Below are 22473 nucleotides of genomic sequence, written 5' to 3'. Positions count from 1 at the left end.
CGGCCGTCATACATGTTCAATGCCCAGTCAAGTTTTCGCCAGTTATCGGAGTTCTCATGACCCAGCTAGCCCACGTTCTGTCTTCACTCGCCAGTGGAACTGTGACTGTTCACGACCTGACGGCGCCGCTCTCCGTCAATACACCGACCCTTGTGCTGCCGGAACCCTTCTCCAACTTAATAGACTTCAGCATCGAGGAAGTTTCCGCATATGACGAACCCGGCCCATTCTGGAAGCACCATAACATCCATACCGGAGAGCATATCGGCACGCACATCGACGCCCCGATCCATTGGATTTCGGGGCGGGACGGCAAGGACGTGTCACAGATCGATCCGCAGCGACTGGTCGGGCCGGCGGTGGTCCTGGACTTCAGCGCCGAGACCGCCGAGAGTCCGGATTACCTGATCACAGTTGATGATCTGAAAGCCTGGCAGGCTCAACATGGCGAGTTCCCGCCCAATTCATGGCTGCTCTTCCGCACCGGATGGGACCAATACGGAGAAGACAGTGCAGCGTTCCTGAACACCGATGAGCAGGGTTCGCATACCCCGGGTTTCACCGCCGAATGCGCCCAATACATAGCCCAGGAGCTGGTGATCTCCGGGGTGGGCGTGGAAACCGTGGGCATCGACGCGGGCAACGCTGCCTTGCTCGATCCGCCTTTCCCGATGCACAACTTCTTGCTCGGCCATGACAAGTACGGCATCACTTCGCTGAAGAACCTCGATAAGCTGCCGGTCTTCGGAGCGCTGCTCGTGGTCGCCCCGCTGCCGATCGTTGGAGGCACCGGGGCGCCCGCGCGGGTTCTCGCACTGAGCTAGCGGCCGCCGCCGACTAGCTTGTCCGATTCCATATGGGTAAGGCCAGCGCTGCTCGCGTGGGCTGTTGCCCGGAACCGCTGGCGGCCAGGTACGCCCAGGCCGTCAGCGACAAACTACAAGCCTCTAAGGAATTCCTGATGAACGTCGCAGAACTCGTTGGCAAGACCCTCGCGGACCTCGGTATCGGACATGCTTTCGGCGTGGTGGGCAGCGGGAACTTTGCCGTCACCAACGCGCTGATCGAGTACGGAGTGCCCTATACCCAAGCACGCCACGAAGGCGGCGCGGCCACGATGGCCGATGCCTATTCACGCACCAGCGGCAAGGTGGGCGTGGTCTCCGTGCACCAGGGGTGCGGGTTGACCAACGCAGCCACCGGAATTGGCGAGGCCGCCAAATCACGCACCCCGCTGCTCGTCCTCGCCGCGGAGGCAGCACCCAGCGCCGTGTACTCGAATTTCGCCATGGACCAGGACGCTTTCGCCACGTCCGTTTACGCGGTTTCCGAACGTGTGCACAGTGCGCAAAGCGCCGTGGCCGATACCGTCCGGGCCTACCGCACGGCGATCAACGACCGGCGCACCGTGGTACTGAATCTGCCGTTGAATATCCAGGTGCTGCCTGCCCCGGAAACGACCCAGGAGATCGAGGTGATACCCCGTGAACCGGTGCGTCCTTCCCGGGATTCGATCCGTGCGCTGGCGGTGCTGATCGAGAACGCCAGCCGCCCGGTTTTCGTCGCAGGACGCGGAGGACGCGGCGCCAAGGAGGAAATACGTTCTCTGGCCCGCCACACCGGCGCACTGGTGGCTACCTCGGCCGTCGCCAAGGGTTTGTTCAACGAGGATGAATTCAATCTCGGAATATCCGGCGGCTTCTCCTCGCCGCTGGCCGCCGAGCTGATCTCGGACGCGGATCTGATCGTCGGGTTCGGCTGCGCCCTGAATATGTGGACCATGCGCCATGGCCATTTGATTGGCGCTCGAACCAAGGTCGTCCAAGTGGATCTGGATGAACCGGCCTTGGGCGCCAACCGCCCGATCGACCTGGGAGTGGTCGGGGACTCCGCCGAATGCGCCCGCGACGTGCTGGAGCTGCTGCGCCGCGAGAAGGTCTCCGCCTGTGTTGGCTATCGCACCCCCGAGATCAGCAAGCGCCTGACCGAACGGATCCACTGGCAGCAGGTCGAGTTCGAGGATCTCTCCACGGAGTCGGCAATCGATCCGCGGACACTGAGTAAGGCGCTGGATGAGCTCCTGCCCGAGCGGCGCGTGGTCAGCGTCGACTCGGGGAACTTCATGGGCTACCCGAGCCAGTACCTCTCGGTGCCCGATGAGCATGGCTTCTGCTTTACCCAGGCGTTCCAGTCCATCGGCCTTGGCCTGTATACGGCGATCGGCGCCGGGCTGGCACGGCCCGATCGGCTGCCGGTGCTGGGCACCGGGGACGGCGGATTCCATATGGCCATCGCCGAACTGGACACCGCGGTGCGGCTGAAAATGCCGCTGGTCTGCATCGTCTACAACGATGCCGCCTATGGTGCCGAGGTGCACCACTTCGCTGAGTCGGGGCAAACCCCGGACATGAGCTCGGTGGTCTTCCCTGACACCGACTTCGCGGCTCTGGGCCGCGGCTTCGGCGCCTCGGGCATTACGGTGCGCACGGTGCAAGATCTACAGGAGGTGAAGCGCTGGCTGGATTCGGACCCATCGGGACCATTGGTCATCGATGCGAAGATCGCCTCGGATGGCGGGGCCTGGTGGCTGGCCGAAGCGTTCAAGGGGCACTAGAGGCGCGCTTCAGGTATCCGGTCAGCGGCCGCCGCCTCGACCGCTTCCACCCAAATGGAGCCTCCAATCTGCTGAGCGCTGAGAGCTCGGCATCCGGCCCAAGACCCGAACCTGCTGCCTATCGCCAATGAGCGAAAGGTGCTCCGACGGTGCGAAAATTCCGGATGGCGTCCCAAGAAGTATCCACGCGGAGCCAAAAATAGTCGTGGCGTGCGCTGAGAAATCCTGCGCACGCCACGCCTTTGAACTCATTCCCTGGGGACCGGGCAGCTCATCGGTGAGTTCGGTCAGCCCACTCCTACCGAAGTGAGGGAATCTGGCTCATCTTCGGCTGCCTCATGGGATGCATCGGATTCTTGAGCGGCCCGCATGCGTTTGCGCATGAGGAAGTAGAACCCGGCCACCACGGCCGCGAAGGGAATCCCGAAGATTAAGGTGAGTCTAAATTCTTCGATAAAGAGCGTAGTGACTAAAAGCGCCAGCATGAGCAGGACTCCCAGGACCGACCCGAGGGGGTAGAAGAAAAGCTTGTACTTCAGCGGTTCCCCGGTGCGGGCATGCTGGCGACGGAAGAACAGGTGAGTCAGGAAGATCAGCAACCAGGTGGCCATAGCCCCGAACATCGACAGGGCCATCATGAGGGTAAAACCCTTCTCCGGGTTCGTCGCGTAGATGATAGTCGCCACCGCGATTCCAGCGGCCGAGAGCAACAAGGCATTAACCGGTGCACCATTCTTGCGCAGACGGCCCAGGGCAACCGGAGCCTGCCGGGCGCGGGCGAGGGAGAACATCATGCGCGTGGAGATGTATAGCTGGGAATTCATCGCTGACAAGGCCGCCACGATCACCACGAAATTCAGCAGCGAGTCGGCGAACGGAATGCCAATGACCTGCATGACCGTGACGAATGGGCTGTCGCCTTGGAGGATCTCGTCCACCGGTGCAATTGCCAAGATCAGCGACAAGGTCAGGAGATAGAACAGAAATAAGCGCAGCAGGGTAACTTTGAAGGCCTTCTTGACCGCCGATTCCGGCTCTTTGGCCTCGCCCGCGGCGACCGCAATCATCTCGATGCTCAAATAGGAGAAGATCGAGAGCACGACCGCAAACCATACGCCTTGGATTCCGCCCATGAAGAATCCCTCGCCGGCGGTGTAGTTGCCCAAACCATAGGAAGGATCGGTTTTGCCGAATACCAATATGGCCGCCAGCAAGATGAACGCCACGATCGCAAACACCTTGACGGCCGAGAACCAATATTCCAAGGTCCCAAAGGCTTTGACGTTAAACATATTGACCCCGATGAGCAGCACCGACAGCCCGACAACCCAAATGACCGGCGGCACCTCGGGGAACCACATTTGCATGTAGTCGCCCACCGCAGTGATTTCGGTGCCGACCGCCAGAACAATGCACGACCAGTACAGGTACTTGAGCATGAATCCGGTGAAAGGATTGATGTAGTGCTCCGCGAAGGCGCCAAATGAACCTGTAGTCGAGTGCGCCACCGTCATTTCGGCGAGTGCGCCCATCAGCAGTACCGCGATAAATCCGCCGATGGCGTAGCTGATGATGACGCTGGGTCCGGCAAAGGAAATTGCGAACTTGCTGCCTAGGAACAGACCGGTGCCGATGGCCCCGCCCAGTGCAATCATACTTAGCTGTTTGGCACTTAATTGGCGCGAAAGCCCTGCTTCGCGATTTTTGATGCGCTCTAATGAGGAGCTCATTTTTAACCTCGTGGTTGTCGTTAACATACATATCTGCGGGAGGTGAACTGCACGGTTTTCCGCGGGTCCGTGCGGCGGGACGATTGAACAATGCACAGCCCAATAATCAGCCCAATGGACGCCACTTCGGGCCGGTTGCGCACAGTCCTCTGCGGTTGATTGGGGAATTTTCTAGCTTGGGCCCTGTCCCGGGCCGGATTTTAAGGCAGGAAATTGCCGGGTTCGCAGAACGATGTCGTTCGGCGAACCCGGCAAGTGCGGCAATGCTTGGCTAATTGCCGCCTAGTGGCTGGCTGTCAGGGCCGAGGCATTTGCATCCGGGGTCCAGCGCACATGGGTCAGATCCTCTTCCTGATTCTGCGGCAGCAGGGACAGGCGAGGGCGTACCGCATCGGTGCGCGCGCTTGGCGGCTTGCGGCGCCCGGCCTTGTACTGCTTGGGCCAGAGAGCCGCGGCACCGGCGTAGTCCTGCTCGGCCGCGGCCTGCAGCGTCCACTGCGGGTTGTACAGGTGGGTGCGGCCCAGCGCTATCAGATCCGCACGGCCGGCCAACAGGATAGAGTTCGCGTCATCCCAGGTGGATACCGCGCCGACGGCGATCACGGCCACCCCGGCCGCGGCGGCGACTCGGTTGCGGATCTTGTCCGCAAACGGGGTCTGGTAGCTGCGCCCGAAGGCGGGCTTTTCGCTCTTGACGACCTGTCCGGAAGACACATCGATGAACTGGGCGCCGTGCTCGATGAAGGCTTGGGAGATCAGCACCGCATCATCATCGGTGTTCCCACCCTCGGCCCAATCGGTGGCCGAGACACGTACGCCCAAGGCCTTGTCGGCCGGCCAGATCTCGCGCACCGCGTCGAGTACCTCCAGCGGGAAGCGCAGCCGGTTGGCGAAGCTGCCGCCGTATTCATCGGTGCGCTGGTTCGACAGCGGGGAAAGGAAGGAGGAAAGCAGGTAGCCGTGGGCCATATGCACTTCCAGCGCGTCGAATCCGGCGGCATCGGCACGGCGGGCAGCGTCGACGAACTGCTGGCGGACCTCATCCATTTGGGTGCGGTCCATTGCCACGGGGACATGGCAGCCTTCCCCGTAGGGCAGCGCGCTTGGAGCCAGCACCTCCCAGTTGCCTTCTTCCAGCGGCTGGTCGATGCCTTCCCACATCAACTTCGTCGAGCCCTTGCGGCCCGAGTGCCCGATCTGCGCACCGATCTTCGCCTGCGAGTTGGAATGCACATATTCGGTGATGCGCTTCCAGGCGGTGGCCTGTTCATCGCTGTACAGCCCGGTGCAGCCCGGGGTGATGCGCCCGATGTCGGAAACGCAGACCATTTCGGTCATCACCAGCCCGGCGCCGCCCTGGGCCTTTGAACCCAGATGCACCAAGTGGAACTCCCCGGGGACGCCCTCGGAGGCCGAGTACATGTCCATCGAGGAGACCAACACTCGGTTGGCCAGTTCGATGCCGCCTAGGGTGTAGGGCTGGAACATAGCCGGGGCGCTGTGCTGCTGCCCGTTGAGCCTGGCGAAGTTCGCCTCAACGGTCTGCGCGAATCCGGGATCGCGCAGCTTCAGGTTTTCGGCGGTGATGCGCCGGGATCGGGTGAGCAGGTTGAAGCAGAACTGCACCGGGTCCTGGTCCTTGTACTGGCCGATATTCTCGAACCACTCCAGCGAGGCCTGGGCGGCGCGCTGGGTGGATTCCACCACCGGGCGGCGTTCGGTCTCATAGGCGGCCAAGGCGCGATCCACGTCCGCGTGCTCGTGCAGGCAGGCTGCCAGCGCCAGGGCATCCTCCATGGCGAGCTTGGTTCCCGAGCCGATGGAGAAATGGGCGGTATGCGCGGAGTCGCCGAGCAGCACGATGTTCTCGTGGCGCCAGTTCTCGTTGCGCACCGTGGTGAAGTTGATCCATTTCGAGTTGTTGGTCAGCACCTTGTAGCCGGCCAGTTCGTCGGCGAAGATTTCGGTGACCTTGTCCACCGCCTTCTGATCGCTCACACCGGGGGCGAAAACCTCGTTCTCGGTCTCGTCGAACCCGGCTGCGCGCCAGACATCCTCGTGCATCTCCACGATGAAGGTGGAGCCCTCATCGGAGTACGGGTAGCCGTGGATCTGCATGGTACCGGCGGCGGTTTCCTTGACGAAGAACTTGAAGGCCTCGAACACCTGGTCGGTGCCCAGCCACATGTACTTGGAGGTGCGCGGATCCAGCGAAGGCTTGAAGGACTGGGCGTACTTGGTGCGCACTGCGGAGTTCAGCCCGTCGGCGGCCAGCACCAGATCGTATTCGGCAGAGAGCTGCTCCACGTCCGGAGCCATGGTGGAGAACCGCACATCCACACCCAGCTCGATGCTGCGACGCTGCAGCAGTTCGAGAAGTTCCTTGCGGCTCATGGCGGCGAAGCCCTGCCCGCCTACGGTATGCATCTGGTCGCGGAAGTGGATGTCGATATCGCTCCAGCGCGCGAAGCGCCGTGACATGTACTCGGCCACCACCGGGTCGGCGTTGCCGATGCCGCCCAGGGTTTCGTCGGAAAACACCACGCCGAATCCGAAGGTATCCGATGCTGCGTTTCGTTCCCACACGGTGACCTGGTGGTTCGAGTCGAGCTGCTTCATCAGGGCCGCAAAGTAGAGTCCGCCCGGGCCTCCGCCGATAACTGCAATTTTCATGATGTGTCCTTTCAACAACCCCAAAGAGGGGAGCGGGGGCCGGCAAGGCCCAGATAAGTTATTAGGGGGTTAAGCGACCGGTGATCCGTTGGCCGCTTCACGGAGCTTGAAATGCTGCAGCTTGCCGCTGGGATTGCGCGGCAGCTCCGTAACAAAACGGACCTCGCGCGGGTACTTGTAAGGTGCGATCGTGGCTTTGACGAAGTCTTGCAATTCCTTGACCTTCGCATCGCTGGCCTCGGCACCTTCGACGAGGACCACGAAGGCGCAAACGATCGATCCGCGGTTTGGATCCGGGCGGGCGATCACGGCGTTCTCCAGCACGTCCGGGTGCTGGTCGAGGGCCTGTTCGACCTCCGGTCCACCGATGTTGTAGCCGGAGGAGACGATCATGTTGTCGCTGCGCGCTTGATACACAAAGTAGCCATCTTCGTCTTTGTAGAAGATGTCTCCGGTGATATTCCAGCCGTTGCAGATGTAGTTATGCTGCCTCTCGTCATCGAGATAGCGGCATCCGGTAGGCCCGATGACCGCCAACCGGCCTGGCTCGTTCGGAGCGGCTTCGTTGCCAGCTTCGTCCAGGACCGTTGCTCGGAAGCCAGGAATCGCTTTGCCGGTGGCGCCGGGCCTGATGTCCTGACCCGCTGCGGAAACGAAGACGTGCAGCAGCTCGGTCGCGCCAATGCCATTGACCAATTCCAGCCCCGTGGCGTCCTTGACCTGATGCCAGGTTTCTGCCGGCAGATGTTCCCCGGCGGAAACCGCGACGCGCAGCGGCTTGAGCAGCTCCTCTTTGCCGTTTTTGAGGATCGCGCGATAAGCGGTGGGAGCGGTGAACAAGATGGTCGCACCGGCTTGATGGGAATACTCGGCTAGCTCCACCGGTGTGGCTCGTTCGGTCAGCAGCGAGCTGGCACCGAAGCGGAAAGGGAATACGACCAGGCCACCGAGGCCGAAGGTGAATGCCAATGGGGGAGACCCCGCAAAGACGTCATCCTGGGTGGGTTGGAGGATGTAGCGGGCAAAGGTGTCCGCGTTGGCCAGCACATCGCGGTGGAAATGCATGGTGATCTTGGGAACGCCGGTGGTGCCCGAGGTCGGTCCAAGCAATGCCACATCGTCGGCGGCCGTATCCACCGCAGTAAAATCACCTGATTTGCGCTCGGCTAGCTTGACCAGGTCATCGTTGCCCGCGCCGCCGTAGCTGAGGACCGGATACCCGCCGTTGCTAGCCTGCCGCGCGTCGTCGGCGAAACGGTGATCGGTGATGAGCAGCAACGGGCGCGTCAGCTCGGCCAACTTGCTGATCTCCGCGGCACGCAGCGCAGCCATCGTGGTGACCACTACTCCGCCGGCCTTGAGCACGCCAAGCCAGGAGGCGACGAGCCAGGAATTATTCGGCCCGCGCAGCATCACCCGGTTTCCGGGACGCAGGCCATAGTCCTCGACCAGCACCTGGGCAACCTGATTGGCCTGGCGTTGCAACTCGCCGTAGGAAAGCCTGGTGCCATCCGGAGCCAGCAGCGCGGTGCGATCCGCGCCGAAATCCGCCACGGTCTGGTCGATCAGGACCTGCGCGGCATTCATCCGTTCCGGGTATTGCAGCTCGGGCAAGGTGAATTCCATTGTCGGCCACAGCTCCCGTGGAGGGAGGTGGTCTCGGGTGAAGGTATCTTCATGAGCTGAGGGTGATAGTTCCATAAGGCAACTCCGTTTGGTGATTCGTTCGGATGTCCTAGTCAGTGGTGGTCCGCGCGGGGCGGATCATCCCTTCTTGGGCGACGGTGGCCAAGAGCTTTCCTTCGCGGGTGTAAAAACGCCCAAGGGCCAGACCGCGGTTATTTTGGCTGGACACGGCTTCTTGGGCATACAGCACCCAATCGTCCATGCGGCCTTCCCGGTGGAACCACATGGAGTGATCCAGGCTGGCCGTCACCAGACCCTGGTCTGCCCAGCTCAGCCCGAGGCTGCGCATGATCGGCTCCAAGATGGTGTAGTCGCAGACGTAGGCCAGGGCCGACTTCTGGATGATGGCGTCATCCGGAAGGGGCGAGAACGCGCGGATCCATACGGCCTGCTTGGCGGTTTTTTCACGCTCACCGGGTAGATAGATTGGCTCGGGCACGTGGCGCATATCGAAGCTCCGTCCGCCGGCCCAGTACTTGGCGGCATCGCTTTCGACTCCCTGCAGGACGTCGGCAGCGCTTGCCAGCGTTTCCGGATCTAGATCCAGCGATTCGCCCGGAGCGTCCTGGGAATATTCGGCACCGTCTTCGGGGACGTGGAAAGAGCCCAACGCCGCAAAGACGGGTTTGCCATTCTGGAACGCGCGTACCTGACGGGTGGAATATCCGCGTCCATCGCGCAAATGCTCCACCTCGTAGCGCACCGCCTGGTGCATATCCACTGGGCGCAAGAAGTACGAGTGCATCGAGTGCAGGGAACGATCGGTGTCCACCGATTTCATCAGGGACAACGCGCCTTGGGCAACCATGTCTCCGCCGTAGGCCTTGGGCCATGGAACGTACTGCGGAACCGCGGTGAACGCCTGGTCGAAGACTTCGGCCTCGCACTGGGTGAGTTCGATGGCGTCGAGGAATACTTGCGCGGAAAGTGCGGTGGTGTTCATGCTCGGCGGTATCCTTCCAGCGAGTCGTCGGAAACATCGGGCAAGTTCACCACGATGTTTTCCGGGGTACGCGCGGTGAGCCACACCAGCTCCTCGGTTACCGACATATTCGCTTCCACATGCGGCATGAAGGGCGGGACGAAGACCCAGTCTCCGGCCTTCATATCTGCGTACTGTTCATAGTTTTCGCCGAAGTAGATCCGGCCATGGCCGCGCAACACGTAGCCGCCAGTTTCAGCTTCGCCGTGATGATGAGGCAAGGAGCGGTAGCCAGGCACATTGGAGACCTGACCGAACCAGATCTTCGTGGCGGGCGTGTGCTGGATGCTCACACCCGAAACGCGGATGCAATCCCCGGACTGCGCGGTATTGGTGTCTTCCGATCCGGCGCGGGTGACCACAGGGACGACCTGGCCATTTTCGGAGGCGTAGATCGAATTGTCGCCTTCGGTGCGGTAGGTCATTGGTGCTTCAGTCATGGTGTTCTCCTTCGAAATGAATGATGCTTGATAGTTGGCTATTAATGTGTTGCCGCCGGAACGTCCACGCGTAGCCGGAAGCGGTTTATTAGGGTTCCGATTCCTGGAATTTCTGTTTGGAGCTCGTCTCCGTCGCAGAGGAAGCGTGGTGGATTCATGCCCATGCCGACTCCGCCAGGCGTCCCGGTCAGCACGATGTCGCCGGGACGCAACGTGGTGAATTCGGAGATGTAGGCGATGAGCCGGGCCGCTGAGTAGACAAAAGTTGAGGTGTTGCCGCGTTGGACTTCTTCGCCATTAATTCGGCAAATGACCTCTACGCCCATCTCCGGGTCGATTTCTTCGGCAGTGGCGAGCACCGGGCCCAGCGGCGTCGTGCCGTCGAAGGCTTTGCCTTGGAACCATTGCAGTGTGCGGCGCTGCCAATCGCGCATCGAAATATCGTTGGCCACGGTGTAGCCGGCAATGGCGGCTGTGGCTTCTTCTTCGGAGGCGTTGGAGATCTCGGCTCCGATCACTACCGCAAGTTCGGCTTCCCAATCAACGTCGCTTGAGACGGTGCTGATGATTTCCGAATCCGGGCCGGTGAGGGTGTCGGCGAACTTGGCGAACAAGGTGGGGTATTGAGGAAGTTCGCGTCCCATCTCCAAGATGTGATCCGCGTAGTTCAGGCCACAGCAGATCACCTTGGAGGGCGCGGGAACCGGGTTAAGCAGCTGAACTTCGTCGGTTGGGATCAGTGAGTCCTCGCCGTGATTTTCAAGTATCCGGGAGGCGGTGGTGAACCAAGCCTCTTCTTTCAAAAGCTCGCTGAGATTGCTGGCTGGAAGCGGGAGGTAGCCCTGAGCAACCTGGATCGCGGCCAGGGACTTCCCTCCAGCTTGAATCGTTGCGAGTTTCATTAGTGTGTTCCCCTTGGTCGTTCGGCACTGAATCTATGTGTCGACTTTTTTACTGCCGTCACGTAAGCTCAATGTAGCACGCATCACAAAGATGGCGCTAGAGCCAAATGGGGCAAATTTGATTGGCCCGGAACAGGAGCAGGACATGACTGAAACCAAGCTTCACCGCAATGAGACGATCAACCCGGCTTCCATGGCGAAGCCCTCTGGCTATGCCCATGGAATGAAAGCCGGAGACACGGTCTACCTTGGCGGACAGACTGCCCTGGACAAGGACATGAATATCGTTCCCGGCGGAATTGTCGAGCAGTTCAAGCAGGTGTTCTCCAACGTGCTGACCACTCTGGTTGAAGCGGGCGGGCACCCGGAGGACCTGGTAAGCGTCACCATTTACCTCACCGACGTTGATGACTACATGGCCAATGGCCGCGAAATTGGCCGACTGTGGCGTGAAATGGCTGGCACCGAGTACCCGGCCATGGCCGGAGTTGGTGTCACGCGCCTGTGGCAGAAGGAAGCGCTGATCGAAATTCAGGGCGTCGCGGTGATTCAGGATCGCAACTAGGCACTAGAAACAGCAAAGGACCACGAAATCACCGGGTGATTTCGTGGTCCTTTGCTTGCGTGGGGAGCTCGGTTAATTTATACGGGTTGTATCAGTCTTCCGCACCGATCACACGTTGGGCATGGCGGGCCGCCATTGGCGCCAAGAGAGTGTGCAGGTCGTGGAATAGATCCTCGGCCTTTAACGCATTCCATCCATCTGGGAGCAGTTCTGCCGGCAGCCCGGGGTCGGAATAGGGGAGCCGGCGCCACTGGGTCAGCAGAATCAAATGATCTGCGAATGCCCGAGCCTCAAGCTCATTGCTGTCCCCGCTGCCGACGCGTTGCCGCCAGCTTTCCAACCTGCCGCGATTTTCGTTCAAAAATTCAGAATAAAGCTGATCGAGTGAGTCCAGATCCCACCACGAATCAAGATTCTTCTGAATTTGCGCACCGCCGATGTGCTCGGCAAGGAAAAACTCGAAATACTCATTCAAGCCGTGCCGGGAGAAATAGGCCAATGCCGCGTCCTTGGCATGTTCTGGGGCAATCCATAGTCCTGGAACCACCGAACCGAAGCCCATCCGCACCAGCGAAGAGCGGATTTTATGCCGAATATTCCGCTGGGTTTCGGGCACGGTAAACGTCGCCAGCAGCCAGCGGTCTTGGGCCGTGGCCCGGCGCGGATGGAAGATGCGCTCATCGCCTTCGGCGAAAGTGGTCAATACCGATTCAGCCAACGAGTACCCGCTTCGGCCTCGCACCTGAATGCTCTCGATGACTCCCCGTTTTTTCAACCGAGATATCGAGGAGCGAGTTCCGGCTGATTCAACTCCCACATCCTGCATCAACGTGATGATCGTGGCCACCGGCAGCGCTCCACCGTGCTGGCGAGCATAAAGTCCGAACAGCGAGACAATCAACTGATGATGACGAGGCACAGAGAGGTCTCCTGCACTGACACGTGCGTTTGACGGTGCCGTCATGAAACTTTCTCCGTTCGATGCATGTGGTTCGATTCTAGTGCGAACCGCAGGTGAGAGAACGCAAGGCAACGGGATTGCGCCTGGTGTTCGGCTCATCGGCCGCAGCCGATGTTCAGCCGCTCACCTGTCCGACGAAACCGCCCAGCTCTTGAGCCCTCAGTATTATTTAGCGGCGTCGATTGCCGAGCTCAGGTGCGCATCATAGAACTCGCGAAGCTGAACGCTCTTGGCCACGACAATCGCATCCCAGTCATCCATGCTGGTGGCGCTGTCGGCGTAGTCCGATGGCACCTTGAAGATCTGCAGCGGAACGTCGAACCGCTGGCACATGCTGGCATAGGCGTAGCCCTCCATATCCACCAAAGCCGCGTTCAGCCCGGAGATGTGCGTGCGCTGCTCGTCATTGCTGACAAATACGTCGCCGGTGGCCATGGTCGCCTGCGTATCTGGCAGCAGGATCTCACCGGCAGGCACTACGTCGGCCGAGGCCAATGGGAAGTCGTGCTGGATCAATCGGGTGACCTGATAGATCGTGTCCAAGCTGGGGCGGTCTTCGTCGGCGCTGCCGACGACACCGGCGGTGCCCAAAACGATTACTCGCTCAACGTTGCCCTCGGCGAGCGCACCGGCAAGAGCTACCGAGGCGTTGACCTTGCCTACCCCCGAGACCACATGCGGTACGTCCGTAAAAGCTGAGGCTTCGTCACTGTGCGCGAATACAAGCAGGGTCTTCTGATCCGACATTGGGTTCCTCTCAACAACAAACAAGTCTTTGGCACGGGCTGGAAAATACGGTGAAAGAGCAACCAGTGTTCGCATCAGAGTTTATCGGTTACGGACGATGAAGTTTTTCGATTTTGCTCACGGGGGAGCGGATAGACTGAAACTATGAGTGATATTGAACTTGCCGAAGTCGAAAGTTTCGCCCTGGACCACACCAAGGTCAAGGCCCCCTACGTGCGTCGCATCGGGGTGGACCATGGTCCCAAGGGGGACGCCATCTCCAACTACGACATCCGTTTTGTCCAGCCTAATCATGGTGAGATCCCTACTGCGGGCCTGCACACTATCGAGCACACGCTGGCCGGCCTGATCCGTACCCGTTTCGAGGGCCTGATCGATTTCTCGCCTTTTGGTTGCCGTACCGGGTTCCATCTCATCGCATGGGGCGAGCCAACGCCTGAAGAAGTTGCCGCGGCGATCAAATCTTCCCTGGAAGATCTGGCAGAGCGCGTCACCTGGGATGATGTTCCGGGCACCGAGGCAGTCAGCTGCGGCAACTACCGTGACCACAGCCTGCACTCGGCCAAGGAATGGGCCAAATTGATCTTGGAGCAGGGCATCAGCCTCGACGCGTTTGACCGTACCAACATCGCATAGCCGGCGGCATCGCATAGTTTCTCTGCTCACTGCCTTAGTTTGTGCGCACCGGATCCCTTCGTGGCTATTGAAATATCCTGCGTGGAGTATTTGAATGGACGGATAGCCGCAATAGCGGGGAATCGTTCACCGGAGCTAAGGGGAAAATAATATGGAATCAACCGATCCAGATTTTCCGAGAGAACCAGGCTGGCCATCTCCTGCCGAGCCACCGCGGCCGAACGTGCCGGACCATCCAACGACTCCCGCCGCTCCTCCAGATCCGACTACTCCACCTGACCGACCCGACCCGGGCGGTCCCAGCATTCGACCACCGTTTGATCCGACCACGCCTAGCGATAGCTGAGCAGCTGAACCAGCGGCAGGTTCTTGGCTCTCAACTCCGTCTGTCGATGCGTTTCACTCAAGGTCCGGCTCACCTGTTGGTGAGCCGGACCTTGATTGCCGTTGCTTCGAGTCGGGCTGCTTAGGCGACGTATCTTCGGAAAGCCTTGAAAATGAAGCGCGGCCAGCAATTGAGAGGTTGCCCCTAGTTCCACGTATTCGACTGCGGGGCTGTGGGAGAATAGGGACAATGTTCTGCCCGGACCAAGGCTCCGGGACCCAATGATTTAAGGATGTTTCTCTGTGGTCATGATTCCGTTGCCATTGCACTCGGTAGAGGCTCAACAGTTCTCTCCGATTGACCCGGCTGACCCCTCGCTGGTCCACCGCGGTGAAGGTGGCGCGGAAGTTCGCCGCAGCATTCTTCCGGGAGGCGTCCGTGTACTGACCGAAGCCATGCCAGGCCAGCGTTCGACCACCGTTGGTTTCTGGGTCCCGGTGGGATCCCGAGATGAAGAAGCCGGACACTACGGCTCGACGCATTTCTTGGAGCATCTGCTGTTCAAGGGAACCAAGAAGCGCACCGCACTTGAAATAGCTCAGTCCTTTGACGCGGTAGGTGGCGAATCGAACGCCGCGACGGCGAAGGAATCAACCTGCTACTACGCGCGAGTGCTGGACACTGATCTGCCGATGGCGATGGATGTCATCGCGGACATGGTGACTTCCGCGGTAATCGATCCGCTGGAGCTGGAGCAGGAGCGCGGGGTGATCATCGAGGAACTTGCCATGGACGCCGACGACGCCACCGAGGTCGCCCACGAACGCTTCGTCGCCAAGGTTTTGGGCGATCATCCGCTGGCTCGCCCGATAGGCGGAACCCCGGCCGAGATCATGGAGATCTCCCGCGAGGCAGTGATGGAACACTACCGGGCCCACTACCGCCCGAGCGAAGTGATCATCACCGCAGCTGGTTCGCTGAACCATGATGAATTGTGCTCCATGGTGCTCACTTCGTTGTCCGAGGCTGGCTGGGACCTAGATCCCATGGCCGTGCCCGAGCCTCGCCGTTCTTCGGAACCGGCACAGATCGTTTCGGTACCCGGCATAGAAGTCATCAACCGTCCGGTCGAGCAGGCCAGCATCATCATCGGCTGCCCTGGCATTAGCGGACAAGACGACCGGCGTCAGGTCCTCGCGGTCCTCAACGCGGTCCTCGGCGGCGGCATGAGTTCACGACTCTTCCAAGAAATCCGTGAAAAGCGCGGTCTTGCCTACTCCACTTATTCATTCTCGGCCGCATACACGGATGCCGGTTACTTCGGCATGTACGCAGGTTGCTCACCGGCAAAAGCCGGGGAAGTCATCGGCTTGCTCGAATCCGAGCTGGACCGTTTGGCAAGCGACGGCATCACCGATTCCGAGCTGGCTCAGGCCCAAGGCCAGCTCGCCGGCGGAACGGTGTTGGCACTGGAAGACCCGGGAAGCCGTATGTCGCGTCTGGGTCGGGCCGAGATGGTCACCGGCGAATTCCAGGACATAGATGAGGCGCTGAGCCGCGTAAACGCGGTCACCACCAAGGACGTACAGGCATTGGCTCAAGAGCTTGCGGCCAAGGAGCGGACCATCACCGTGGTTGGCCCATTCGAGTCGGCGCAGGCGCTCGGACGCTAAACGCAAGCAGAGAATTTGCAGGGACGCGAGGTCGCACTAAATGTTGCTTGACCTGGCGTCCCTTCATTTGTGCCGGAAAAACGCTATCCCTTGTTGTATTTGCCTCGAGTGGCGACGTACGAGGCCGCGGTGCAAGTGTCGGGAGCGTTGTTGATTGCCTTGCAGGCTCGCACGCGGAACCCGTTGACGGTGAGCGAATAGTACGGAATGACGCGCTTGGAATCGTCTCGATAGTATTTTGTCGTTCCCGCACCACACACGTTGGTGGTCAGCCGGGACCATCCGGTATCCGGAGCATTGTTGCGTACTCCCTGGTATTGGTAGTAGACGCACTTGCCATCGCGATTGTCATCGGTGAGCGCCAGATTGAAACCGATGCTTCGATTGTCATCGCGCCATACTTTACCGCTGCTTTTCGCCCAAGAATTGTCCATGTTGTAGCTCTCGTAGGCCTGTGCGGGAACCGCCAGAGTCGTGGCTGCCAGGGTAAGCGCTGCCGCGGCTGCAAATGTTCGCAGAGTGCGCCTCATCGCTTACCTCACATGCTGGGTTGATGTTTCTCAGGGCAACCCTATGCCGAGCGAAACTCTAATTCAAGGGGTTGGAGATACAGGTTTGGACAGTCCGCCAATACGCTTCTTGCTTTTGAACGTCAGCACGTTGACGCTGAAACAGCCGAATTTTTTGCTTTGCGTACAAGCTCAGCGAGCTCTTCGAAATGCGAGTAATTAAAACCGTGAGCAGCGTTCTGGAACACCGTCAGTTTCGCCTGCGGGGCCTTAGCCGTCAGCCGTAGCCCAAATTCAGGCGGTGAAAGTGAATCTTGCGTACCGCAGACCACATCCACGGGAACGGGGACGGTGCGCAACAGATCAATGGTCGAGTAGTCGAGCATTTCCGAGCAGCTCTTAGCCCACCACGGAATCCCGCAGCGTAGGTAGTCAACGAGCAGGATCGCCTTGACCGCGTTCCACTCTTGAGGGAAGTCTTGGATTAAACGGCGCGCTTGACGAAAAAGCGTGTCTTCCCGGTCATTGACCGCGGGTGCGGCAATGATGAGGTGTTCGAGCAGTTCGGGTCGGGTCCGTGCAATCTCAATGGACACCTGTGCCCCCATCGAATGCCCGAGAATCACCGCATTTTTCACGTTGAGCGTGCGCAGCGCTAGGGACACTTCGTGGGCGAAGCGTGCCACGCTGACTGGGCGTCCATCATCCATATTTTTGCCATGCCCGGGTAGCTCGGGCACAATCACTCGATGGTCACGGGCCAACTCCGTGGCCAGAGGAGTGAAATAGCGGCTTGAAGCTCCCAACCCGTGGATGAGAACCACGTCCGGACCTTCGCCGGCCACGCGCACCGATAATCGAGTGCGCAAAGACTCCGGGACCTGTCCAAAATAACCGTGCCGCACACATAACCTTCCGTCCGCGGACGATTCCACGAAAAATCTAGTATTCAGTTAACTGAGGATCAAGGATAGCCAATCATCGCGGGCAATAGTGCATTGCAGCTTTAAGGCAGACCCACCGCGTGTTGCTCGATTGCCGGCCATAGCTCCTTGGGGAAGAGCTTTTCAATGTCTTTTTGGTAGTCGCTGCCGTCACCGGGAGTGCTTACTTCATCTCCATCGGCACGGAAAGGGTAGGAATGCCCCTGGTCTATTTCCTGATCGGGTGCCGAGGCTGCGGTCACGCAGGTCGCCCAGCCATAGGTGGTATCGGCGTCCTGACGGAAAACTTCGACTTGGCATGATGGCGTTTCGATCCACGAACTTTCCTGCTCCAGCAGATCAACGAGCCTAGAGCGCTCTTCATCGCTTAACGACGTCGGTACATCGCCGGAACCGCAAGCGACAGTTCCACAAGCAACAGCAAATAAGATGAATGTGATAGCGCGCCATCGCTTCAGGACGGTCCCCATTACTTGACAACTCCTAGAAAGATCCTGTCTTCCATTTTTCCTTGTGAAGAATTGAATTACAAGCTACACGCCGTATATCTCGAGATGATCGCAAAATCTTGGAGGTGGATCCCCGCGGTGCCGTCGCGACTGGATCAGGCGCAGATCACGTCACCGATGCGAAGACCTGCAGGGTACAGGCGATAGGCTTAAACCCATGAGTGCACAGATTAAGGTTGCGGTGCTTGGCGCCGCAGGACGAATGGGCGCGGAAGCGGTTAAAGCCGTCTCCGAAGCCGCCGATATGGATCTCGTGGCGAGCCTTGGACGAGGCGCAGACCTGAAAGAAATTCTTGAGGCAGGCGCAACCCACATCGTTGACCTGTCGGTACCGACAGCCACCGAAGCCAACGTGCGCTTCGCCGTGGAGAATGGCTTGCACGCAGTAGTGGGAACCACCGGGTGGGACGACGAGCGCCGTGCGAAGCTTGAGCACCTGCTCGCGCAGCACCCCGAAGCAGGTGTGCTGATCGCCCCAAACTTTGCTCTTGGTTCGGTGCTTGCCAGCGCCTTCGCGGCCACGGCCGCAAAATACTTTGAGTCGGTAGAGATTATCGAACTGCACCACCCCAACAAGGTGGATGCACCCAGCGGCACCGCGGTGCGCACCGCCGAGCTGATTGCCGCAGCCCGCAGGGACGCCGGCGTGGCGAAAAGCCCGGACGCAACGGAAACCCAACTTGACGGTGCCCGAGGCGCCCTCGTGGACGACGTGCACGTACATTCAGTGCGTCTGCGCGGTCTGGTGGCCCATCAGGAAGTTCTTTTCGGCGGCCCCGGCGAGCAGTTCACCCTGCGCCACGATTCTTATGACCGGGCATCCTTCATGCCAGGGGTGCTGCTCGGCCTGCGTACCGTCGCCTCGCGCCCAGGGCTTACCTATGGGCTCGACGGCTACTTGGAGTTGGGCCAGTGAAAACCAAACTATGGGTAGGCGGCATTCTGCTGCTGTTCGTTTTGTATATTGCCATGTCCTTCACCCAAGCGATGCGCTTCATGCGCACCGGCGAACCGATCGCCATCGCCATAGGCGTTGCGGTCTTCGTCATTCCTGCGCTGGGCGTGTGGATCTTGATCCGCGAGATTCTCTTCGGACTGCGCACCGAGAAGATGGGAAAAATTCTCGCAGAACTCGGCGAACTGCCGGAAGACTTGCCCCGCATGCCCTCGGGCAGGTTCGTGCGAGAAGCTGCTGACGCTGACTTCCCGATCCACAAGCAAGACGTCGAGGCCCATCCTGAATCCTGGAAGTCTTGGTACCGCTTGGCTTTGGCTTATGACGCCAGTGGAGACCGGAAACGTGCACGAGCTTCGATGCGAACTGCCGTGAATTTCTTCGTGGCCGAGAAGAACGCGAGCACAACGAGCAAGTGATCTGAACACATGAAACGGCAGGAGCTTCGCAACCTACTCTTGGTTTCGAAGCTCCTGCCGTTTTAATTGAGATATTTCAGAAGTCTAGCTCTAGTGGATGGGGAGCCAGATGCAGCGCTCTACGGAGTCGTCATTCTCCACCACGTTGTAGAGCCGCCACCCGCCGGGTTCTCCGCCCTCAGTGCCTTGATCTTCAAGTCCAGCAATGCTGATCCCGCGGATCTCACCAGATGAGAATTCCTCCTTGGCTTCCGTCGTGGGCGCCAGGTAGTAGGGCTCGTCAAAGGGCACGACATCGCCGGGCAGTTCTTCATTGCAAACGCCGCCGTAGCCGCGTTCGGGGCCCGTTTGAACGGGAAGCCAGATCTTGTCCTCGCCAAATTGCTCGACGGCGATGGTTCGCGTTTCCTCCCAGGTTCCTCCCTCTGCGCATGATCGGTCCTCATCGAAGATGGTGCGACGAGTTTCCGTAATCTCTATGCCACCGGGTATGGCGGTCACCTCATTGATGAAATCACCGCAGCTTCTGCTGGCCGCTACAGGGTGGATTAATTGTTCTGGCTGTTCGATGGCCGCTAGCCAGATAAACCAAAGCGAGGAGAAGCTGTTGCCGTCTAGCATTTCGACCGGCGCTAAGGCGTCTTCGACTCCATCGCCGTTCATATCCGAATAGACTACGTCCCCAATGGAGTATTCGGCGGTGTTGAGGTTCGCCTTGCCGTTCTTGAACTGAAGCGCTGTGGATTCTTCGGAACCGTATCCGTCGCTTAATTCCCATAACGCGTTGTCAAGATCAAATTCGCGAAGGCTTGGGGCAGCGGGGGATTCGGACGGTGCAGGTGAAGATTCGCGCGGTGGATCGATGGGCGCCGAAGAGCATCCGATGAGCGCAAGAGCAAGCAAAATGCACGAAGATTTGAGCGGAATATTATGCAGCCTCTGCCGGGAATGGACGCGTTTGATCATAAGGAAAGTCTAACTAATCCCTTGTCAGTTGGCCTAATAGCGAGATGCATATTTCTTGCCTTCGGGGACTGGCGGAGAGCTTAGCTTGGGTTCTCTTTGTGGTCCGCATTCGGCAATTCACTCAGGTAGCGAATTCCAGCTTCCAGCGGGCCTGCCCTACGGGTGTGGTGCAAGATCAACGCGGTGAGCAGCATCAGCACGCACAATACCCACCATTGGGTCCACTGCGAGAGCCCCAGCTGCAGCATCGGCAACAAGATCAAATGACCGATGTAGAGTGTCAGCGGAGCCCTCCCGGCGCTTGCAATGAGCTGGCCGAAATAGCCCAGATAGGGGATTGAGAGCAGCGATACCGCCAAGAGCGCAACGGCGCAGGCGGCTGCATGAATGGTGAAAATCAGCGACCCTGAGTGCGCGGTGGGAAGCCAAATATAAGCGGATTGAGTCATGAACGAGTCGAGGTTCCCGGACGGTGAGCGCCCGGTGACCAGCGCGGTAAACAGCTGCGAGCGAGGAACCCCGGAGACCGCGCCGATCCCATCGACCCAAGGCAGGATCTTCAGCCATCCAATGAGCAGGCTTAGCGCCGCGACGACTACCGAGCCAGCTGCCAACCATGCCACCGTGCCTCGGCTAGCCAGTCGAAGTTTCCCCACAGCTACCCCGAGCAGGCCATAGCCGATCCAGATCAGCAGCGGGTAGTACCCGGTGACCAGCAGGTCCTCAAGCAGCAATCCCGGGTGCGCAAAGTCGGTGAAGGTCGGGTTGTGGTTCAGCGACGCTCCGGCATCACCGGCCGCCAGCGGCCGCCAGATGAGTGGAGCGAGCAGCAGCCAGCCACCGGCCAGTGCCCACAGAACTTTCGCTGGCACGAATAACGCCGGGATCAGCACGAGGAACAGCAATCCGTAGTGCACCAGGATGTTCGCGATGGACTCGTTCGCCGGGCCGATCAGCATGCCCAGCGCCGCGATAACCGCCGCGCGGCGCAGCAGCACCAGCGACGAGGACTTGCGATCCATGCCCTTGCGTTCCAGCGCGCGGGCGAACAAGGTCAGCGAAACACCGGCGAGCACCATGAAGAGCACCGAGGAGCGGCCATTTGCCGCGGCTCCGGTCAGGGTTGGCTGCAGCGCACCCGTCGCATCGCGGGCGAAGAGATCAAAGATATGGGCGGCAAACATTCCCAAGATGGCTAGCGCCCTGGCTGCATCTAATCCGGGCAGTCTGCGGGCCTTTGTTTCCACGTCCATAGACATATCGCATCACGGAACAACATGAATATGCCATCAAGACACTTCCGCGTGTAGATTTAAGCCATGGCAACTAGTGAAATTGATAATCAGTCGTTCCCGTTCGGTACCGTGCTGACCGCGATGGTCACCCCCTTCACCGAGGCAGGTGAGGTTGACTATGATGTCGCCGCCAAGCTGGCTGTCAAACTCGTTGATGAAGGCTGCGACGGTCTGGTCGTCACCGGCACTACCGGGGAGACCTCGACGCTCACCGACGAAGAGAACATCGAAATGTTCCGCACCGTCGTCAATGCGGTGGGCGACCGCGCAGCGGTGCTGGCAGGTTCCACAACTAATGACACTCGCCACTCCATCCGTTTGTCGCTCGGTGCTAAGGAGGCCGGAGTTCACGGCATCCTGGTCACCGCGCCTTATTACAACAAGCCAAGTCAGGCTGGAATCATCGCCCACGTGAAGGCGATTGCCGAGGCCATTGACCTGCCGATCATGATGTACGACATCCCTGGACGCACCGGAATCGCGCTGAGCCCGGAAACTATCATTGAATTAGCGCAGATTCCTCAGGTCATTGCGTTGAAGGATGCAAAGGCCGACTACCAGTCGACCACCACCGTGCTGGCTAACACCGATTTGCACGTGTACTCCGGGGACGACGGACTGACTTTGCCACTGATGGCAGCCGGCGCCGCCGGTGTCGTTTCCGTGACGGCTCACGTCGCAGCGGCTAAGTACCGTACGCTTGTTGATGCGATGCATGCCGGGGATTTGGCGACTGCACGCGCTACACACTTCGAGCTGGACCCGATCCAGCGCGGCATCATGGGCCACATTCAGGGCGCAGTTGCCGCAAAATATGGACTTCACTGGCAGGGTGTCCTGCCGAACACCGTCGTTCGATTGCCGCTACTGGCACCATCGGACGCAGAACTCGATGCCATCCGCGCGGACCTACGTGAAGGTGGATGGGATCTTTAACGAAAG

The 22473-nt window shown here is 59.7% G+C and carries 21 protein-coding genes; 8 read left to right on the top strand and 13 right to left on the bottom strand.

Annotation, left to right across the window (positions count from 1 at the left end):
- The first annotated feature begins 56 nt into the window (after positions 1-56).
- Entirely contained in the window at positions 57-824 is a 768-nt protein-coding gene (locus CQ015_RS02480; protein WP_105554727.1) for a cyclase family protein, read from the top strand.
- 137 nt (positions 825-961) lie between these two features.
- Positions 962-2614 (top strand): thiamine pyrophosphate-binding protein, encoded by a 1653-nt coding sequence (locus tag CQ015_RS02475; RefSeq protein ID WP_105569994.1) that lies wholly within the window; start codon positions 962-964, stop codon positions 2612-2614.
- Positions 2615-2901: 287 nt separating this feature from the next.
- Here CQ015_RS02475 and CQ015_RS02470 read toward each other — a convergent pair whose 3' ends face one another.
- From CQ015_RS02470 to CQ015_RS02445, 6 genes are all read right to left on the bottom strand, one after another.
- Positions 2902-4344 carry an amino acid permease gene (locus CQ015_RS02470; RefSeq protein ID WP_105569993.1) on the bottom strand — a complete coding sequence of 481 codons (1443 nt, stop codon included), beginning with the start codon at positions 4342-4344 and terminating at the stop codon, positions 2902-2904.
- Positions 4345-4626: 282 nt separating this feature from the next.
- Entirely contained in the window at positions 4627-7017 is a 2391-nt protein-coding gene (locus CQ015_RS02465; RefSeq protein WP_105649288.1) for a bifunctional salicylyl-CoA 5-hydroxylase/oxidoreductase, read from the bottom strand.
- Positions 7018-7086: 69 nt separating this feature from the next.
- Positions 7087-8718 (bottom strand): AMP-binding protein, encoded by a 1632-nt coding sequence (locus tag CQ015_RS02460; protein ID WP_105649287.1) that lies wholly within the window; start codon positions 8716-8718, stop codon positions 7087-7089.
- A gap of 34 nt (positions 8719-8752) precedes the next feature.
- Entirely contained in the window at positions 8753-9646 is an 894-nt protein-coding gene (locus CQ015_RS02455; protein ID WP_105554717.1) for an acyl-CoA thioesterase II, read from the bottom strand.
- Entirely contained in the window at positions 9643-10125 is a 483-nt protein-coding gene (locus tag CQ015_RS02450; protein ID WP_105554716.1) for a cupin domain-containing protein, read from the bottom strand. The genes CQ015_RS02455 and CQ015_RS02450 overlap by 4 nt, the downstream gene beginning before the upstream one ends.
- Positions 10126-10166: 41 nt before the next feature.
- Positions 10167-11027, bottom strand: a complete 861-nt coding sequence (locus CQ015_RS02445) for a fumarylacetoacetate hydrolase family protein (protein WP_105554715.1) — start codon at positions 11025-11027, stop codon at positions 10167-10169.
- A 145-nt stretch (positions 11028-11172) separates the two neighbouring features.
- Here CQ015_RS02445 and CQ015_RS02440 point away from each other — a divergent pair, with 145 nt between their 5' ends.
- Positions 11173-11592, top strand: coding sequence for a RidA family protein (locus CQ015_RS02440; protein ID WP_105554714.1), 420 nt, complete (start codon positions 11173-11175; stop codon positions 11590-11592).
- 91 nt (positions 11593-11683) lie between these two features.
- On the opposite strand, the gene CQ015_RS02435 is transcribed toward CQ015_RS02440, so the two are convergent.
- Positions 11684-12556, bottom strand: a complete 873-nt coding sequence (locus tag CQ015_RS02435) for a PaaX family transcriptional regulator C-terminal domain-containing protein (RefSeq protein WP_105554713.1) — start codon at positions 12554-12556, stop codon at positions 11684-11686.
- A gap of 162 nt (positions 12557-12718) precedes the next feature.
- Positions 12719-13300 (bottom strand): purine-nucleoside phosphorylase, encoded by a 582-nt coding sequence (locus tag CQ015_RS02430; RefSeq protein ID WP_105554712.1) that lies wholly within the window; start codon positions 13298-13300, stop codon positions 12719-12721.
- Between the two features lie 144 nt (positions 13301-13444).
- Between CQ015_RS02430 and CQ015_RS02425 the strand changes: the two genes are divergently transcribed.
- On the top strand, positions 13445-13936 hold the full coding sequence (locus tag CQ015_RS02425) for an S-ribosylhomocysteine lyase (RefSeq protein WP_105554711.1): 492 nt from the start codon (positions 13445-13447) through the stop codon (positions 13934-13936).
- A gap of 627 nt (positions 13937-14563) precedes the next feature.
- Complete coding sequence (locus CQ015_RS02420; RefSeq protein ID WP_374954803.1) at positions 14564-15934, top strand: M16 family metallopeptidase; 1371 nt, start codon at positions 14564-14566, stop codon at positions 15932-15934.
- A gap of 83 nt (positions 15935-16017) precedes the next feature.
- Here the strand turns inward: CQ015_RS02420 and CQ015_RS02415 are convergent, their stop codons facing one another.
- The 3 genes from CQ015_RS02415 to CQ015_RS02405 all read right to left on the bottom strand — a co-directional run bounded on the left by CQ015_RS02415 (position 16018) and on the right by CQ015_RS02405 (position 17857).
- Entirely contained in the window at positions 16018-16464 is a 447-nt protein-coding gene (locus CQ015_RS02415) for a hypothetical protein (RefSeq protein ID WP_096288159.1), read from the bottom strand.
- Positions 16465-16586: 122 nt separating this feature from the next.
- Positions 16587-17267, bottom strand: a complete 681-nt coding sequence (locus CQ015_RS02410) for an alpha/beta fold hydrolase (protein ID WP_258137771.1) — start codon at positions 17265-17267, stop codon at positions 16587-16589.
- A gap of 182 nt (positions 17268-17449) precedes the next feature.
- The gene (locus tag CQ015_RS02405) at positions 17450-17857 is read right to left on the bottom strand and encodes a hypothetical protein (protein ID WP_105569991.1); all 408 of its coding nucleotides are present in this window, start codon (positions 17855-17857) and stop codon (positions 17450-17452) included.
- A gap of 196 nt (positions 17858-18053) precedes the next feature.
- Between CQ015_RS02405 and dapB the strand changes: the two genes are divergently transcribed.
- Positions 18054-18812 carry a 4-hydroxy-tetrahydrodipicolinate reductase gene (dapB, locus tag CQ015_RS02400; protein WP_096288153.1) on the top strand — a complete coding sequence of 253 codons (759 nt, stop codon included), beginning with the start codon at positions 18054-18056 and terminating at the stop codon, positions 18810-18812.
- Positions 18809-19270 (top strand): hypothetical protein, encoded by a 462-nt coding sequence (locus CQ015_RS02395; protein WP_096288151.1) that lies wholly within the window; start codon positions 18809-18811, stop codon positions 19268-19270. The genes dapB and CQ015_RS02395 overlap by 4 nt, the downstream gene beginning before the upstream one ends.
- Positions 19271-19360: 90 nt before the next feature.
- Here CQ015_RS02395 and CQ015_RS02390 read toward each other — a convergent pair whose 3' ends face one another.
- Positions 19361-20236, bottom strand: a complete 876-nt coding sequence (locus CQ015_RS02390; RefSeq protein WP_096288149.1) for a hypothetical protein — start codon at positions 20234-20236, stop codon at positions 19361-19363.
- 80 nt (positions 20237-20316) lie between these two features.
- Positions 20317-21489, bottom strand: coding sequence for a heparan-alpha-glucosaminide N-acetyltransferase domain-containing protein (locus CQ015_RS02385; protein ID WP_181148510.1), 1173 nt, complete (start codon positions 21487-21489; stop codon positions 20317-20319).
- Between the two features lie 66 nt (positions 21490-21555).
- On the opposite strand from CQ015_RS02385, the gene dapA reads away from it, so the two are divergent.
- Positions 21556-22467: a 4-hydroxy-tetrahydrodipicolinate synthase gene (gene dapA / locus CQ015_RS02380; RefSeq protein WP_105554706.1), complete on the top strand. Its 912-nt coding sequence runs from the start codon at positions 21556-21558 to the stop codon at positions 22465-22467.
- Positions 22468-22473: the final 6 nt, after the last annotated feature.

The organism is Arthrobacter sp. MYb221 (assembly GCF_002979835.1).
In the GTDB taxonomy this organism is placed as follows: Bacteria; Actinomycetota; Actinomycetes; order Actinomycetales; family Micrococcaceae; genus Glutamicibacter.
The sequence above is the reverse complement of the archived record's forward strand: the minus strand, read 5'-3'. Positions and strand labels throughout refer to the sequence as shown.